11 protein-coding genes are annotated in these 15444 nt (G+C 30.5%); 2 read left to right on the forward strand and 9 right to left on the reverse strand.

Annotated elements, in window-relative coordinates; all coding sequences use genetic code 11:
- From CF66_RS01550 to CF66_RS01560, 3 genes are all read right to left on the reverse strand, one after another.
- A complete protein-coding gene (locus tag CF66_RS01550) occupies nt 1–555 on the reverse strand; it encodes a BON domain-containing protein (RefSeq protein WP_034411319.1) in 555 nt (184 codons plus the stop codon).
- A gap of 2 nt (nt 556–557) precedes the next feature.
- Nucleotides 558–1148 carry a phosphoheptose isomerase gene (locus CF66_RS01555; RefSeq protein WP_016503566.1) on the reverse strand — a complete coding sequence of 197 codons (591 nt, stop codon included), beginning with the start codon at nt 1146–1148 and terminating at the stop codon, nt 558–560.
- An 83-nt stretch (nt 1149–1231) separates the two neighbouring features.
- Complete coding sequence (locus CF66_RS01560; RefSeq protein ID WP_320412080.1) at nt 1232–2947, reverse strand: penicillin-binding protein activator; 1716 nt, start codon at nt 2945–2947, stop codon at nt 1232–1234.
- A gap of 142 nt (nt 2948–3089) precedes the next feature.
- Between CF66_RS01560 and rsmI the strand changes: the two genes are divergently transcribed.
- A complete protein-coding gene (gene rsmI / locus CF66_RS01565; protein ID WP_034411484.1) occupies nt 3090–3971 on the forward strand; it encodes a 16S rRNA (cytidine(1402)-2'-O)-methyltransferase in 882 nt (293 codons plus the stop codon).
- Between the two features lie 71 nt (nt 3972–4042).
- On the opposite strand, the gene parC is transcribed toward rsmI, so the two are convergent.
- The 3 genes from parC to gyrA form a co-directional block, all read right to left on the reverse strand.
- Nucleotides 4043–6289: a DNA topoisomerase IV subunit A gene (gene parC / locus CF66_RS01570; RefSeq protein WP_034411321.1), complete on the reverse strand. Its 2247-nt coding sequence runs from the start codon at nt 6287–6289 to the stop codon at nt 4043–4045.
- Between the two features lie 4 nt (nt 6290–6293).
- The gene (gene parE / locus CF66_RS01575) at nt 6294–8180 is read right to left on the reverse strand and encodes a DNA topoisomerase IV subunit B (RefSeq protein WP_034411486.1); all 1887 of its coding nucleotides are present in this window, start codon (nt 8178–8180) and stop codon (nt 6294–6296) included.
- 230 nt (nt 8181–8410) lie between these two features.
- Complete coding sequence (gene gyrA / locus CF66_RS01580; RefSeq protein WP_016503560.1) at nt 8411–10966, reverse strand: DNA topoisomerase (ATP-hydrolyzing) subunit A; 2556 nt, start codon at nt 10964–10966, stop codon at nt 8411–8413.
- A 198-nt stretch (nt 10967–11164) separates the two neighbouring features.
- On the opposite strand from gyrA, the gene ubiG reads away from it, so the two are divergent.
- Nucleotides 11165–11878 (forward strand): bifunctional 2-polyprenyl-6-hydroxyphenol methylase/3-demethylubiquinol 3-O-methyltransferase UbiG, encoded by a 714-nt coding sequence (ubiG, locus tag CF66_RS01585; protein ID WP_034411324.1) that lies wholly within the window; start codon nt 11165–11167, stop codon nt 11876–11878.
- 216 nt (nt 11879–12094) lie between these two features.
- Here the strand turns inward: ubiG and sppA are convergent, their stop codons facing one another.
- The 3 genes from sppA to CF66_RS01595 form a co-directional block, all read right to left on the reverse strand.
- Entirely contained in the window at nt 12095–13942 is a 1848-nt protein-coding gene (sppA, locus tag CF66_RS01590) for a signal peptide peptidase SppA (protein WP_034411326.1), read from the reverse strand.
- A 256-nt stretch (nt 13943–14198) separates the two neighbouring features.
- Complete coding sequence (locus tag CF66_RS04725; protein ID WP_420887242.1) at nt 14199–14381, reverse strand: arginine deiminase-related protein; 183 nt, start codon at nt 14379–14381, stop codon at nt 14199–14201.
- A gap of 338 nt (nt 14382–14719) precedes the next feature.
- A complete protein-coding gene (locus CF66_RS01595; RefSeq protein WP_155993915.1) occupies nt 14720–14863 on the reverse strand; it encodes an arginine deiminase-related protein in 144 nt (47 codons plus the stop codon).
- Nucleotides 14864–15444: the final 581 nt, after the last annotated feature.

Raw genomic sequence — 15444 nt, forward strand, 5'->3', positions numbered from 1 at the left:
TTATAATTTAAATGCATGTATAACTTTTTTTACTCCTGATGTATTCCGTGCTATACGAATTGCTATTTCTGCTTCTTTTTTAGATACAGCTCCAAATAAGAAGACTTCTCTATCTTCAGTGAAGATCTTGATCTTACTATTTCTTAAAGTAGAGTTGTTTGATAGGCTTGATTTAACTCTGACAGTAATCCAATTATCAAAATTAATTTGACTAATGGAAAGTAATGGTTTATGTCTAACTTGATCGTAGATAACAGAAACCCCATCTATTTTCTTGACTTGATTTTTAAAAGAATTTAGGGAGCTTTTGTTGGTTGATTGCCCTATTAAAATTACTGTAGAATTATATGAAATTCCTATAATTCTCACTTTTCCTTTAAAGGGAAATTCATTGTTTAATCCTGCAATTTGAAATTCTATATTTTTATCATTTAAAATTGTTTTAAGTTTTTTGCTATTGATTTTAATAGTTTCAGTATTATTAAAAAATGGAGTAGTACAATTTGATAATAACATTGGTAATAAAAGGAGTATTACATATTGAGATAATTTCATGATTAATTTTTATTAGCTAGAAATAATACTTGATCAATAAGATTGCATAAACAATGTAAAGTTACCATATGAACTTCATGAATCCGAATTGTTCTATAAGATGGAATACGAATTTCAACGTCATATTCACCTAGCAGACCAGCCATTTCACCTCCATCTTTTCCTGTTAATCCAATAATTCTTATATCTTTAGTTACAGCAGCTTCTATAGCTTTAATAATATTTTTACTGTTACCACTAGTAGAGATTGCCAGTAAGGTATCATTTGTTTGACCAAGTGCACGTACTTGTTTGGAGAAAATTTCATGGTAATGGTAGTCATTAGCTACAGCAGTCAATATCGTATTATCTGCTGTAAGAGCTATAGCTGGTAAACTAGGACGTTCAGTTTCAAAACGATTTAATAAACATGAGACAAATTGTTGAGCGTTCGTAGAAGAACCACCATTACCACAACATAAGATTTTGTTTCCATTAAGTAATGTCGAGATCATTATCTTTGCAGCTTGTGCAATAGATTCTGGTAATACTTCAGCTGAGGCAATTTGAATTTGAATGCTTTCTGTAAAATTATCTTTAATGCTTTCTAGCATTAGAGTATCCTTAAATTCTAGTAATTCTATATTTTAAATAAAATAAAAAGCATTATTATTATAATCTTAATACCTTTTAAGAGTCAAAGACCATGCTTAGCCCAAGTCATTTTACGTTGTATTACGCATTGATTATTAACACTTAGTATACCAGTTTGTCCTTGAATAGAATAATCAGATATGATTTTCATTTTTGGTAATTGTTGTATTAGTGTATATGCATCTATACCTAATGCTTGCAAGCGTTTTTCTGCGTTGGAATTTTTCCATATTTTTTCCATATTTTTTTTTAATAATATGTTTTTGTTAATTAGCCATGGAATATCACTATATTCAATGCCAGTTAGGTCTTCATATTGCGTACTGCTATTATTGCTTAAGGAGTTAGAAAATATTTTTGGTGGTTGAGTATCAGGATTAATTGCAACTTCAATAAATGGCTTTATCAGTGTAAGATCAGAGCCATTTGCTACAATGTAGACTGCATCAATATCACGATAACTGCGTGGTTGGCTTTTAAGTTCTAGTTTAGTTAACGATTTTATTTGAGCGATGTTTTGTTTGCTTTTTTCTAATCCAAATGCCGAGTTAATATTTTTTTGTAATTGGTTTTTATTGCCAAAGAATTGAACCTTCACTGCACTAAGGCTATGTTGACTCCATTCTTTAATGAATGCTTTTACTACTTGATTACCTAGATTTCCTTCAGGTGCTAGAATTAGTGGATGATGAAATCCTTGTTCAAATAAATGTTTTGCACCTTGCATAACTTCTTGTTCTGGTGATAAGGTTAGATAGCAAATATGCTCGTTTTCAGAAAAGCTTTCAGGAATATTTAAGGCTAATATTGGTATATTTAGCTTTAATTTAGCCTGGATTTCTTTAAAGAGTTGAACTTTTTCTTTTGTTAATGGACCAATTATAAAATCAATATTTTTTTCTATTAAAACAGATTTGAGTTGTTGATGAGATATGTTGTTAGTATCAATAAGTGTTAATCTTGCATTTGGATTTTTCTCATTATCATTCCTCATTGCTATGATAAAACCATTACGAATAAGCTGAGCTTGTTTAGTTAAATGTCCCGATAATGGGAGTAGTAATATTATGTTAGTAGGTTCTACTATCTCGAGTGTTAGAATATCAATAATATTTTTTGGGGGATAAAGTGCTGCTGGGTGATTAATATGTTGTATTAACCATTTTTTTAGTAAATTTTTAAGTTTCGGTATATCATCTCCTAGAGTTTTCATATATACAGTAAGTTGAATCCAACCATCTAAAATATACCCTTTAGGCTTCTTATTTAGATTTATAATTTCTTGTTTATTGTATTGATTTAAGTTTTGCCAAATCATATTTGAAATGATGCTTTTTTGATTTTCTTTTACGCGATAAGTAAGTTTTATTAATTCTTTACTAGCAGAGATATAATCATTTTGTTTAGTAAATAATTCCGCTCTAAGTCTATGATAATTTTTCCATTGTTTATTTGGCAAGTTCCACTTTTGAGAAAAATTTAATACAGATAAGCTTTTTTTTGGCTGTTTTTCTATCATTAATATTTTTGCTTTTGCTAGTTGCCATTCAGCTTCTTGCATTTCAGATAGTGATTGTTTTTCTATATACTTAAGCAGAGTTCTTGCTAAATTTAGTTCTTGATTGTTGATAGAAGATTTTAGTGCCATAATCAGCTTATTGTTTTTTACATTATTTTTCTTACTTTTATTTGCTTGAATCAGATACTCTTGTGTTGATTTTTTTATATCTAGGGTGGGTTCTGTAGATAAGTCTTGCATAGTAGATGAACAGGCTATGGTTATAAGTATTATACATGTGATTAAAAATATTTTGTAAATTGCTTGGTAATTTTTCATAATTAATAAGTTTTTAAGCTTCTTGTATAGAGATAATTTTAAATTATTAAACATTTTTAAAAAAATGATAAAAAGTGATAATAAATTTTTTTCAAAGAATTCAATTCTTTATATTGTGCCTACTCCAATTGGTAACTTAAGTGATATTAGTCAACGTGCAATCAATATTTTGTCGAGTGTAGATGTTATTGCAACTGAGAATATTTATCATTCCCGCAAGTTATTTTCTTATTTTAAGATTAGAACAAGAACTATTTCTTTTAATGATCACAATGAAAAGAAAAAATCGCAAGTATTAATTGCAAGATTATTAAAAGGTCAATCTATTGCATTAGTATCTGACGCTGGAACGCCTTTGATTAGTGATCCTGGATATTATTTAGTGAATCAAGCTCATAACACTGGTATTAAGATCGTTCCATTGCCTGGTCCATGCGCTGTAATTACGGCATTGAGTGCATCCGGTTTGCCGTCTAATCAATTTACTTTTGGGGGATTTTTGCCAGAGAAAAAAAAAGCTCGTAAAGATAAATTATTGGAAATTGTTAAAGTTAAGCATACCTGTATTTTTTATGAATCTCCCCATAGAATTATTGAATCACTAAAAAGCATGTTAGATATTTTTGGACCCGAAAGACAGGTGGTTTTAGCTCGTGAACTTACTAAAATTTTTGAAACTATTCAAAGCATGCCTCTCGGTAAGCTTGTGAAATGGGTTGAAAAGGATATATATCAGCAACGTGGAGAGATAGTATTGTTAATTCATGGATATAATATGGAAGATTCAAATATTAATGAATTACCAGAAGAAGTAACTCGTGCATTAACAATTTTAATTAATGAATTATCATTTAAAAAAGCTATATCAGTAGTATCTAAAATTTACAACTGTAAAAAAAATGTGCTTTATAAATGGGGATTAATTAACTTGATAACTAAATATTAACTGTAGTTAATCATTAGAAATTAGAATTATCATAGATATGAAATAGCCTTCGCTCTGTTATTAAATGATTCCTAGATTTCGATATGAAGTATTTGTATTTGTTGAAAATTCTCAGTTAAAAGTGAACCTCTACGTCCACATTCTCCCCGGAACTTATTTAGTTCTTTAGAACTAAAGTTAAATTTTTCTTCTTTTGTATACATATTAATTGATTTATCTTTAGGTAATGAAATTAAATGAGAAAGAAATTCTTCGCGTTTTTTAAATTGAGAACTTGGAATATGGATTACTTTATTGCCTTTCCCTTTGCTAAGTTGAGGTAGATCTTTAGCAGGGAAAATCAGTATTCTACCGTGATTAGTAATAGCTAAAATTTCATCAGAAATGAGATTTTTAATCGTATTTAATGGCATTATTTTAGAGTTTTTAGGTAAAGTCATTAAAACTCTACCGTTACGATTTTTAGATAGTAAATCTGAGCTTTTGCATACAAAAGCATAACCCGCATCAGATCCGGCTAACAAAAGTTGTTTTTCTTTATACATAAATATTTGGATAATCTTACTGTTTTCACTAATATTCAAACGTCCTGTAATTGGTTCACCTTGTCCTTTTGCTGATGCTAATGAGTGAGATTCAAGAGAGTAGCTACGTCCATCATTACTTAGGAGAATTGTTTGTTCTTTACTTTTTCCACGTACATGGGAAAAATATCTATCACCTGGTTTATACTGCAAGCTTTCTGCATTTATGTCATGCCCTTTTGCATGACGAATCCAACCTTTTTCAGAAAGTATCACAGTGATTGGTTCATTATGGAGTAAATATTTATTAATAGTAACTTTTGCTTCTTTACGTTCAATGATAGGAGAACGACGTTTATTGTTATATTTTTTAGCATCAGCCTTAATTTCTTTTTTAAGTAACAGATTTAATTGAGATTCAGAGTTTAAAAAACCTTTTAGTTCTTCAGATTCTTTTTTTAACCTTTTTTGTTCTTCATGGATTTTTTTTTCTTCTAGCTTAGCTAAGCAGCGAAGTTTAGTTTCTAATATTGCATTAGCTTGGATATTTGTCATACTTAAGCATTCTATTAGTGCTACTGTTGGTTTATTTTTAGTTCGAATTATTTTAATTACTTTATCTAAATTACAATAGGTAGTTAATAAACCTTCTAAGATATGTAACCGAATTAGAATATTATCTAGTCGATATTGAAAACGGCGACGGACTGTTATTCGACGAAATTCGATCCACTCAGATAAAATTTGTATCAAGTTTTTCACTTGAGGACGATTATCCAGTCCAATCATATTTAAGTTAACTCGATAGCTCTTTTCTAGATCTGTAGAAATGAATAAATAATTCATTAATTGTTCAGAATCAATGCGATTTGTTCTAGGAATAATTACAATTCTAGTAGGGTTTTCATGATCTGATTCATCACGTAACTCATTAATTATCAGTAATTTTTTAGTACGAATTTGATTTGCAATTTGCTCAAGCAATTTTGAACCAGATACTTGATATGGTAAAGAAGTGATTACTATATTATTTTTTTCTTTATGCCAAATAGCACGTGCTTTTATAGTTCCTCGACCGGTTAGATAAATTTTTTCAAGATCTGCTTTTGGTGAAATAATTTCTGCATCTGTTGGATAATCAGGACCTTTAACATAATTCATAATATCTGATAATTCTGAACTTGGATTATCAATAAGACAAATGGTTGCTTCTGCAATTTCATGTATATTATGAGAAGGGATATCCGTAGCCATACCAACAGCGATACCAGTTATCCCATTTAGTAATATGTGAGGTAATCTTGCTGGTAACATTTTAGGTTCTTTAGTAGTTGAATCAAAGTTTGGTTGCCATTCAACTGTTCCTTGGTTTAGTTCATTTAACAAAAGTTCAGAAAATTTAGATAATCTTGCTTCAGTATAACGCATAGCTGCAAAAGATTTTGGATCATCCTTCGCTCCCCAGTTACCTTGACCATCTATAAGTGGGTATCGATAAGAAAAAGTTTGAGCCATAAGTACCATTGCTTCATAACAGGCTGAGTCACCATGAGGGTGATATTTCCCCAATACATCGCCAACAGTGCGAGCCGATTTTTTATATTTTGATATTCCTGAAAGACCTAATTCTGACATAGCGTAAATTATTCGGCGTTGAACAGGTTTTAGACCATCACCAATATATGGTAGAGCACGATCCATAATTACATACATTGAATAGTTTAAATAGGCATCTTCCGTAAATTTACGAATTGGAAGTGTTTCATTACCATTAAAATTATTCGTTATCGACATCTTTTTATACCTTTACTAAATTTCCGTTCTTTTGTAGCCAGTTGCGTCGATCGGCAGCACGTTTTTTAGCTAGAAGCAGGTCCATCATTTCATAAGTAGCATCAAAATCATCAATAGTAAGTTGAATTAATCGACGGGTTTTTGGAGCCATAGCTGTTTCACGAAGTTGAAGCGGATTCATTTCTCCTAAACCTTTAAATCGTTTTACTTCAATTTTTTGTTTTTTATTTTTTAATTGATTCAATATATTATCTCTTTCATCATTATCTAGTGCATAGTAGATGTTTTTTCCACAATCAATTCTATATAATGGTGGCATAGCTACATATATATGACCAGATTTAACAAGGCTTCTAAAATGTCGTATAAATAGAGCGCATAATAAAGTAGCAATATGAAGACCATCTGAATCTGCATCAGCAAGAATACAAATTTTCCCGTATCGTAATCCATTTAAGTTATCACTATCAGGGGAAATCCCTAATGCAATAGAAATATCAAGAACCTCTTGAGAAGTGAACAGTTGATTTGAAGATATTTCCCATGTATTTAGAATTTTTCCACGTAGTGGCATAACTGCTTGAAATTCACGATCACGAGCTTGTTTAGCAGAACCTCCAGCTGAATCACCTTCTACAAAAAAAATTTCAGTACAATTTCGGTCCTTTGTTAAACAATCAGTTAACTTGCCAGGAAGAGATGGAGCAGAAGCTATTTTTTTACGAATAATTTTTTTGTTTATTTGCATTCTACGATTAGCATTAGTCATAAAAATTTCCACCAGTAAATTAGCTGATTGTGTTTTCTCATTTAGCCATAAGCTAAATGCATCTTTAATAATGCTAGAAATAAATGTAGATGTTTTAGGTGAGGATAACCGTTCTTTCATTTGGCTTGAAAATTGAGGATTTTTAATTTGAATTGAAAGAACATATGAACAACAGTTAAAAATATCATCACTAGTTAATTTAAATGAACGGGAAAGAAGATTTCGAAATTGACAAAATTCACGTACAGCATCAAGTAATCCTTGACGTAATCCATTAACATGAGTACCACCTTGTACAGTTGGAATTAAATTAACATAACTTTCTGTAATTAAATTCCCACCTTCTGGTTGCCAAAGGATAGCCCAGCTCATTCGTTCTTTTTTTTTAATTAATTCTCCAGCAAATGGTTCTTTAGGCAAAATTACACAACCTTTCAATCTTTTTTTTAAATAATCTTGAAGACCATCTTTATAAAACCATTTATATTCATGACCATTGACTTTATCTAAAAATATAACTTTAAGTTTTTTACAAAGTACTGATTTAGCTTGAAGATTTTTTACTAGATGTGTAACTAAAAAATTAGCACAATCAAAGTAATTTGGATCAGGCCAGAAATGCACTCTTGTTCCATGAGTATTTTTATCACAATTTCCTGTTATAGAAAGTTCCTTTGTTTTTTTACCATTCTCAAATGTCATTTCATATATTTTACTATTACGATATATACTGATTTCTACTCGTTTTGAAAGAGCATTCACAACAGAAATTCCTACCCCATGTAAACCTCCTGAAAATTGATAATTTTTATTGGAGAATTTTCCACCTACATGTAGTTTACAAAAAATCAATTCTGCAGCAGAAATATTTTCTTTTGGGTGAATGTCAATTGGAATACCACGCCCATCATCAATCACTTCAAGGGATTGATTAGCATGAAGAATTACTTGGATTTTAGAAGCATATCCAGCTAAAACTTCATCAATACTGTTATCGATAACTTCTTGTCCTAAATGGTTTGGTCGAGTTGTATCTGTGTACATCCCTGGTCGTTTACGTACTGGCTCTAATCCATCAAGTACTTCAATACTTTCAGCAGTGTATGGATGTTGTTTAATCATCATAAAGAATTTTATTATCTATTAGAGTTTAATTTAATTATGAAATAATCTATAGCAATAAAAGTGTTCATTATTTTAAAATACCAAATATATCAACAAATTAGACACTAATTAGTTTTTATATATTATTTCTATCTAAGCTAGGAAAGTTTTAAAAGTCAAACTTTAATTAAAAGTGTCATGGAACATAAAGTTCTATTGCATCATAACAAGGTCCATTGTATTTAAAATTAATGTCTCGAATTTGGTAATTTAATTTCTTCAACATCATCAATACATTGCAATCCAACTACATTTTCATGTTCGGTAGTGCGAATTAATATAACACCTTGTGTATTGCGACCAACTTGGCTGATTTCAGATACACGTGTGCGAACCAAAGTACCTGTATTAGTTATTATCATTACTTCATCGCTTTCTTCAACTTGAACAGCACTTACTACAGAACCATTACGTTCTGAAATTTTTATTGATACAACACCTTGTGTCGCACGACCTTTTATTGGATATTCAAATAATTCAGTACGTTTCCCATAACCATTTTGTGTGACAGTTAAGATATTACCTTGATTTGCAGGAACAATTAATGAAACTACTTGATCATTTCCAACTAGTTTCATTCCTCGAATACCGGCCGCAGCACGTCCCATTTCACGTACTTTTTCTTCTTTAAAGCGTACTACTTTACCAAATTTAGAGAATAGCATAGCATTACTGTTACCATTAGTTATATCGACACCAATAAGCAAGTCATCATCATGTAGATTAATAGCAATTAAACCATTAGAACGTACATTAGAGAATTTCTGTAGTGAAGTTTTTTTAACTATGCCATTTCTAGTAGCCATAAATACAAACTTATTAGAATTAAATTGAGATACCGGTAAAATTGCAGTAATACGTTCTTGTTCTTCTAAAGGAAGAATATTAATGATAGGTTTACCACGTGCTATCCTGCTAGCAAGTGGTAATTGATAAACTTTTAGTTGATATGTTTTCCCACGTGTGGAAAAGCATAAAATGCTGTCATGAGTATTTGTAACAAGCAAACGTTCAATATAATCTTCCTCTTTCATTCTAGTTGCGCTTCTGCCTTTTCCTCCTCGCCGTTGAGGTTCATAATCTCTAAGCAATTGATATTTAACGTAACCTTCATGAGATAATGTGATAACAACGTCATCACGAGCAATCAAACTTTCCATATCAATATCGTGAGTGGCACTTGTAATCTTTGTACGGCGATTATCACCAAAATCTTCACGTATAAGTTTTAATTCTTCAGAAATGACTTCCATTAGTCGATCTGTATTTTCAAGAATTTTTGTCAGCTCTGTTATTTCATTTAAAAGTATTTTGTATTCAGTTAGGATTTTTTTATGTTCTAAACTTGTTAATTTATGAAGACGTAAATCTAAAATTGCTTGTGCTTGTTTTTCTGTTAGGAAGTATTTGTTACCATGAAAAGTATGTTGTTTTTCTAAAAAATCTAAATGAGTAGCATTAATAGGAGATTTTTTTAATACAATATTATCTGTTTTCCAACCGCGACCAAGTAAATTACTTTTTGCTTCTGCCGGTAATTTTGTTTTGCGAACCAGTTCGATAATTTCATCAATGTTTTCTAATGCTAAAGTTAATGCTTCTAAGGTATGAGTGCGGTTACATGTTTTTTTTAGTTTAAAAATAGTACGACGAGTTACAATTTCACGACGATGATTAATAAAGGACTTTAACATGTCTTTTAAGTTAAACAACTGTGGTTGACCATTATTATTTAGAGCAACCATATTGATACCAAAAGTTGTTTGTAATTGAGTATGAGCATAGAGATTGTTAAGAACAATCTCTCCCAATGCATCACGTTTACACTCAATCACAATACGCATCCCATCTTTATCTGATTCATCTCGTAATACACTAATTCCTTCTATTTTTTTATCTTTTACTAATTCTGCAATTTTTTCAATTAGGCGAGATTTATTTACTTGATATGGAATTTCTGTGATAATAATAGCTTCTTTGCTATGTTTTTTGTCAGTTTCAATTTTTGTTTTTGAACGTACATGAATTTTCCCTCGGCCGGTTTTATAAGCATCTAGTATCCCTTTACGACCACTAATTATTGCTGAGGTTGGAAAATCTGGACCTGGAATATAATCCATCAGTTCATCAATGGTAATTTTTTCGTTATTAATATAGGCTAGGCAAGCGTTAATTATCTCTGTTAAGTTATGTGGAGGTATGTTGGTTGCCATACCTACTGCTATCCCAGAAGCACCATTCACTAATAAGTTAGGAATCTTTGTTGGAAGAACCGTTGGAATTTGTTCGGTATTATCATAGTTAGGTACATAATCTACGGTTTCTTTATCTAAATCTTCTAATAGCTTATGGGAAATTTTTGACATTCGAACTTCAGTATAACGCATTGCTGCTGCTGAATCTCCATCAATTGAACCAAAATTTCCCTGACCATCGATTAGCATATAACGTAATGAAAAAGATTGAGCCATGCGGACAATTGTATCATATACAGCAGTATCGCCATGTGGATGATATTTGCCAATTACATCACCAACTACACGGGCGGATTTTTTATAACCCTTATTCCAATCATTTCCTAGTATATTCATAGCAAATAGAACACGTCTATGCACTGGTTTTAGGCCATCTCGCACATCCGGCAAGGCACGACCCACAATAACGGACATTGCGTAATCTAAATATGAAGCTTTGAGTTCATCTTCAATATTAATAGGTATAATTTCTTTAGCTTGATCGCTCATAGAGCCATTATCCCTCTATAGTTTGATCGTATATTTAATACGTAAAAGAAAGCGAAATATAACATATTATTAGTAAATTCGGCATTACTTTTATATAGGATTTTTAATCAATGGATTAAAAATGCATGTTTTATTATTATTATTATTAACTTATAGGTTTATTTTTAAGTAAATTAACTATTTTTTGAGTGTATAACTATGGATAAAATGAAGAATTTTGAACCTAATGAAATTAAAAAATTTGAAGATATAGCATCTGATTGGTGGAATTTAAAAGGAAATTTTAAGTCTCTTCATCAAATTAATTCATTAAGAATTGATTATTTTTTAGAAAGAACAAAAGGATTTTTTGATAAAAAAGTGCTTGATATTGGTTGTGGTGGTGGGATTTGTAGTGAAGGAATGGCTAAGGAAGGTGCCCATGTTACTGGTCTTGAAATAGGAGAAGAATCACTTAAAGTTGCAATATCTCATGCATTAAAATCAGGACTGAAAATTAGTTACTTTCAGAGTACTGTAGAGAAACATGCTTTGGATAGAAATAATCAAAACAGCTATGATATTATCACATGCCTAGAGGTATTAGAGCATGTACCAGAACCATCATCAGTTATTAGTTCATGTTCAAGATTAGTAAAAACTGGTGGTCATGTCTTTTTTTCCACTATAAATAGAAATATTAAATCATATTTTTTAGCAATTTTATGCGCTGAGAGAATTTTTAAGATTCTTCCAAAATATACACACAATTACCATAAGTTTATTCGTCCATCTGAACTTATAAAAATGCTAAATAAAGCTGGCTTAAAAGAATTCAGTATTATTGGTGTTTGTTACTATCCCATATTGAATAATTATAAGCTCAGTAAAAATATTGATGTTAATTACATTATTCATAGTAAAAAAATATGATTTTAAATCATGTAGATATAGGAATAAGCACAGGATTTATATGAGAAAAGTAATAAGTTCCTGCTTTTACTAGAAAGTTCTTTTAAATAAAGATTTCCTTTAATTAAATAACTTTAGTAAAAAATTGAACAGGGCAATAAAAAAGTAGAGTTTTCATATAGAATTTTTACTTTTTTTATACAATAGGCCTGTTCAATTTTTATAAATCTTTTTATTCTATAAAACTTGACACTCTAAGCAAAAAGCATATTGACCTTTAGGATCATTCATATTTTTTAGCAAGTTTTTAGCATTATCCACAAGTTGAGTATTTTTAAGTGGATAAATTGCCTTTGGTAGCATAATTTCCATATCCCATCCTAATTGCATTCCAATATTTCTTAGTATATCCCGAACTATTTTTTTAGTTGAAACATCCTTTCTAAGCCAAGATATTCTGTAATTTTCTATTTGAGCTAATTCCGCAGCTAAATTAATAGCATCGTCAAAATCACCAATTTGATCAATTAAACCAAATTTCATTGCATCTTTTCCGGTCCATACCCTTCCTTGAGCGATAGCATCTACCTCAGGTATTGTCATGTTGCGATGTTTGCTAACTAAGTTAAGAAATTGATTATACACATGCTCAGTATGAATTTGGATTACATCAGAGAGTGATTTAGAAATACTGGTCATAGAACTAAGATTTGCAAAAGGATGTGTTTCTACACCATCAGCATGTATTCCTGCTTTAGCTAATAATTTCTCAATAGTAGTAAGAACAGAATAAACACCAATAGAACCTGTAAGTGTAGTTTGGTCAGCAAGTATTTTATCTGCCCCAGAAGATATTAAATAACCCCCAGAAGCTGCTACACTAGACATTGAAACTATAAAAGGCTTGCCTGTATTTTTTCTTAGTGCTTCAATTTCTTCTTCAATCATTTCTGAGGCAAATGCGCTCCCACCAGGACTATTTAGGCGCAAAACAACTGCTTTAATTGTATCATCAAATCTTGCTTTTTTAATCAGAGAAATTGTATCTTGACTTTTAATAATGCCAGATGATGCTTGTTCATCAGAGCTTATAACACCATCTGCAACGATAACTGCTATACCTGGATCTGATTGCTTGCCAATTCTAGATGGGATATTTTTAAGATACTCATAATAACTTATTGAGTTGTATTTATTATTACGTTCACCAAATATTTTAGAAAACTCATTGTTAAGTTCTTCATTAGTAGAAACTTTATCAATTAGACCAAATTTAATTAGTAAAGGCTCTATGTCTCCATTAGTACTTTGTAATGCAGATAATAATTCTTCTTCGGTAGGCTTAAACATTGCAGTTTCAATCTGACGATTTTTTGCAATATCATCGATAAAAGCATCCCATAATTGATTTAGCCAACGAGATGCTGATTTTCTTGCTTCTTCTGACATATCATCACGTATAATTGGTTCAACAGCAGATTTATATGTACCAACACGAAATACATGAGTACTAATGTCGAGCTTTTCCATTAATGTCTTGAAATATATAGATTGGGTTCCGTAACCTTTTATTAGTACATAACCACCTGGTGATAGATGAATTTTATCTGCGTAACTAGCTAGGTAATACGCTCCTTGATTATAGGAATTACCTATAGCATAAATAGGCTTGCCAGATGTTTTAAATTCTTTTAACGCTTTAGCTATATAACGCAATTTGTTTAGCGCAGGCTCTCTCATAGCATCGAGTGCTAATACAATTCCAGAAATTTGATTATCATCCTTAGCATGTCGAATAGAATCAACCAATTCAAATAATATATTTTCTCGTTCATTTCCAATAACTGATGAAAAAGAATTCACAGCTTTATCGTAACGACTTTGCTCTATAATAGGACCAGATAAGTCTAGGATTAAGGCAGATTTTGTTTTTGATTTAGAAATACCTGAATTAGTATAGACTAAATATATGATTCCGATGAATAAACCAAGAAAAAGCACGTTCATAATAGCAATGCGAGTTAAAGTTATAAGCTTCCAAAAAGTTTTAAAAACTAGTCCTGAATATCGTAAAAAAAACCTCATGTATTCCCCTCCAATAGCTACAAATCAGCAGCAACATCCTTATCTTTAGAACAGACTAATTCTATCCCATATTATTAATCATATCCAAACAAAAATTGCTAGTTTTTTTTAAAATCAAGAAGTACTCATTTGAACTTTTATAAAAATATTTCAGTTAACATACAGCCTACTCTTCCTCCACTAATACTTTCAATGGTATTTCGAATGTTAACACTTTACCATGATAAGATATTTCAGTTAATTGATTAAGAGAAAATTATTCAAATTCTGATAAGGACATGGCAATAATCTTATTGCTATCAAGTGTTCTAAGCTGTAGAATATTTCCGTAGAAATGTATCATTTGTTCTATAGAAATTAGAACTACTAACTTATTTTTTTTGAGTGATCTTAATACTAACTCTCGGTCAACTTCTGAGATTACTTTATCGAAAACAATGCATAGTTATTCTCCTGTGTTGAGCATCATATTAGTGTGATAGATTGGATGGCTTGCTTGCAAGTTTGTTTAGAACAAAATTATATACTGTAATACCTTTGGTGTAATCTTAAAAAACTTTTTTGTTACAAGGTATTGATATAGCAGAATAAAAGGTTCTATTAATATGATCAATAACCATGGAACCTATGTCTTTCTAGACAAGCTCGTTTTTCGAATATTTTACTAAAGCATAATGTTGAATATTTTTTCCCTGAAGTCTTTAAAGTTTTTATTAAATAATCAATTTAGACTTCTTTTCTCCGATGGTTGCAGTATATTGGAAATATATATGATATTCAATCACTTGTAGTACTGAACCAGTTATTAGGAAAAACAGCATCTAGAGTTTCTAGAGTTGGTTCTTGATAATTAAACTCAATGACTTCGACTTCTATTTTTTCTTGACGTAGTTTTTTAACCATAAGATTAAATTCAAGCATGCTCGTTCTCTAATTTGTTTAGTCGTCAAGCTCAATTAGTGTTGAAACTTATTATTTTCAAAGGTCTCCGAATTAAATTTAAGCTCTTTTGGTGGAACTATAACTACGCAGTGGGTATTTTATGGTTGTGTGAACATTTATAAAAAACCTATTGATTTTAGTAATAGGAGCAGTATTCTTAAGTGTAGTATCACGTTTAATTTATTAGATATACCTGCTGTTTTTTAGCATTTGATTAATAGTATAGTAAATAAATACTAACTAGTTTGTTTCTCGTTGGTTTTAATAATTAGTGTTGATGGTAATTGGAATTATTAGTGTTTTAAAAAAAAGATTTTCGTGAACTAATTAGCTACTTTGGTTAAGATCTTCTGTTAAAGAGCTAATAGGAAATTAGGTTAGTTTTCATCAATAAGATGGAAATAAAATAATAGAGCATTTAGTTATGCTTACTTTTAAAAAATGATACGTATCAGATACGCTTAATCCTATTAAAAACTAGTTATATTCATTATCATCCTACATTATCAAGCTGTACTACAGTATGCATGTAGCATTGCCATTACTAGATTATCTTATCT

The organism is Candidatus Photodesmus anomalopis (genome assembly GCF_000731785.2).
Taxonomy (GTDB): domain Bacteria; phylum Pseudomonadota; class Gammaproteobacteria; order Enterobacterales; family Vibrionaceae; genus Vibrio; species Vibrio anomalopis.

Coding starts and splice junctions, on each gene's coding strand:
- rsmI (WP_034411484.1), top strand. CDS start 3,090: ATGATAAAAAGTGATAATAAATTTTTTTCAAAGAATTCAATTCTTTAT.
- CF66_RS01560 (WP_320412080.1), bottom strand. CDS start 2,947: ATGCAAGACTTATCTACAGAACCCACCCTAGATATAAAAAAATCAACA.
- parE (WP_034411486.1), bottom strand. CDS start 8,180: ATGATTAAACAACATCCATACACTGCTGAAAGTATTGAAGTACTTGAT.
- CF66_RS01550 (WP_034411319.1), bottom strand. CDS start 555: ATGAAATTATCTCAATATGTAATACTCCTTTTATTACCAATGTTATTA.
- gyrA (WP_016503560.1), bottom strand. CDS start 10,966: ATGAGCGATCAAGCTAAAGAAATTATACCTATTAATATTGAAGATGAA.
- parC (WP_034411321.1), bottom strand. CDS start 6,289: ATGTCGATAACGAATAATTTTAATGGTAATGAAACACTTCCAATTCGT.
- ubiG (WP_034411324.1), top strand. CDS start 11,165: ATGGATAAAATGAAGAATTTTGAACCTAATGAAATTAAAAAATTTGAA.
- CF66_RS01595 (WP_155993915.1), bottom strand. CDS start 14,863: ATGCTTGAATTTAATCTTATGGTTAAAAAACTACGTCAAGAAAAAATA.
- CF66_RS01555 (WP_016503566.1), bottom strand. CDS start 1,148: ATGCTAGAAAGCATTAAAGATAATTTTACAGAAAGCATTCAAATTCAA.
- sppA (WP_034411326.1), bottom strand. CDS start 13,942: ATGAGGTTTTTTTTACGATATTCAGGACTAGTTTTTAAAACTTTTTGG.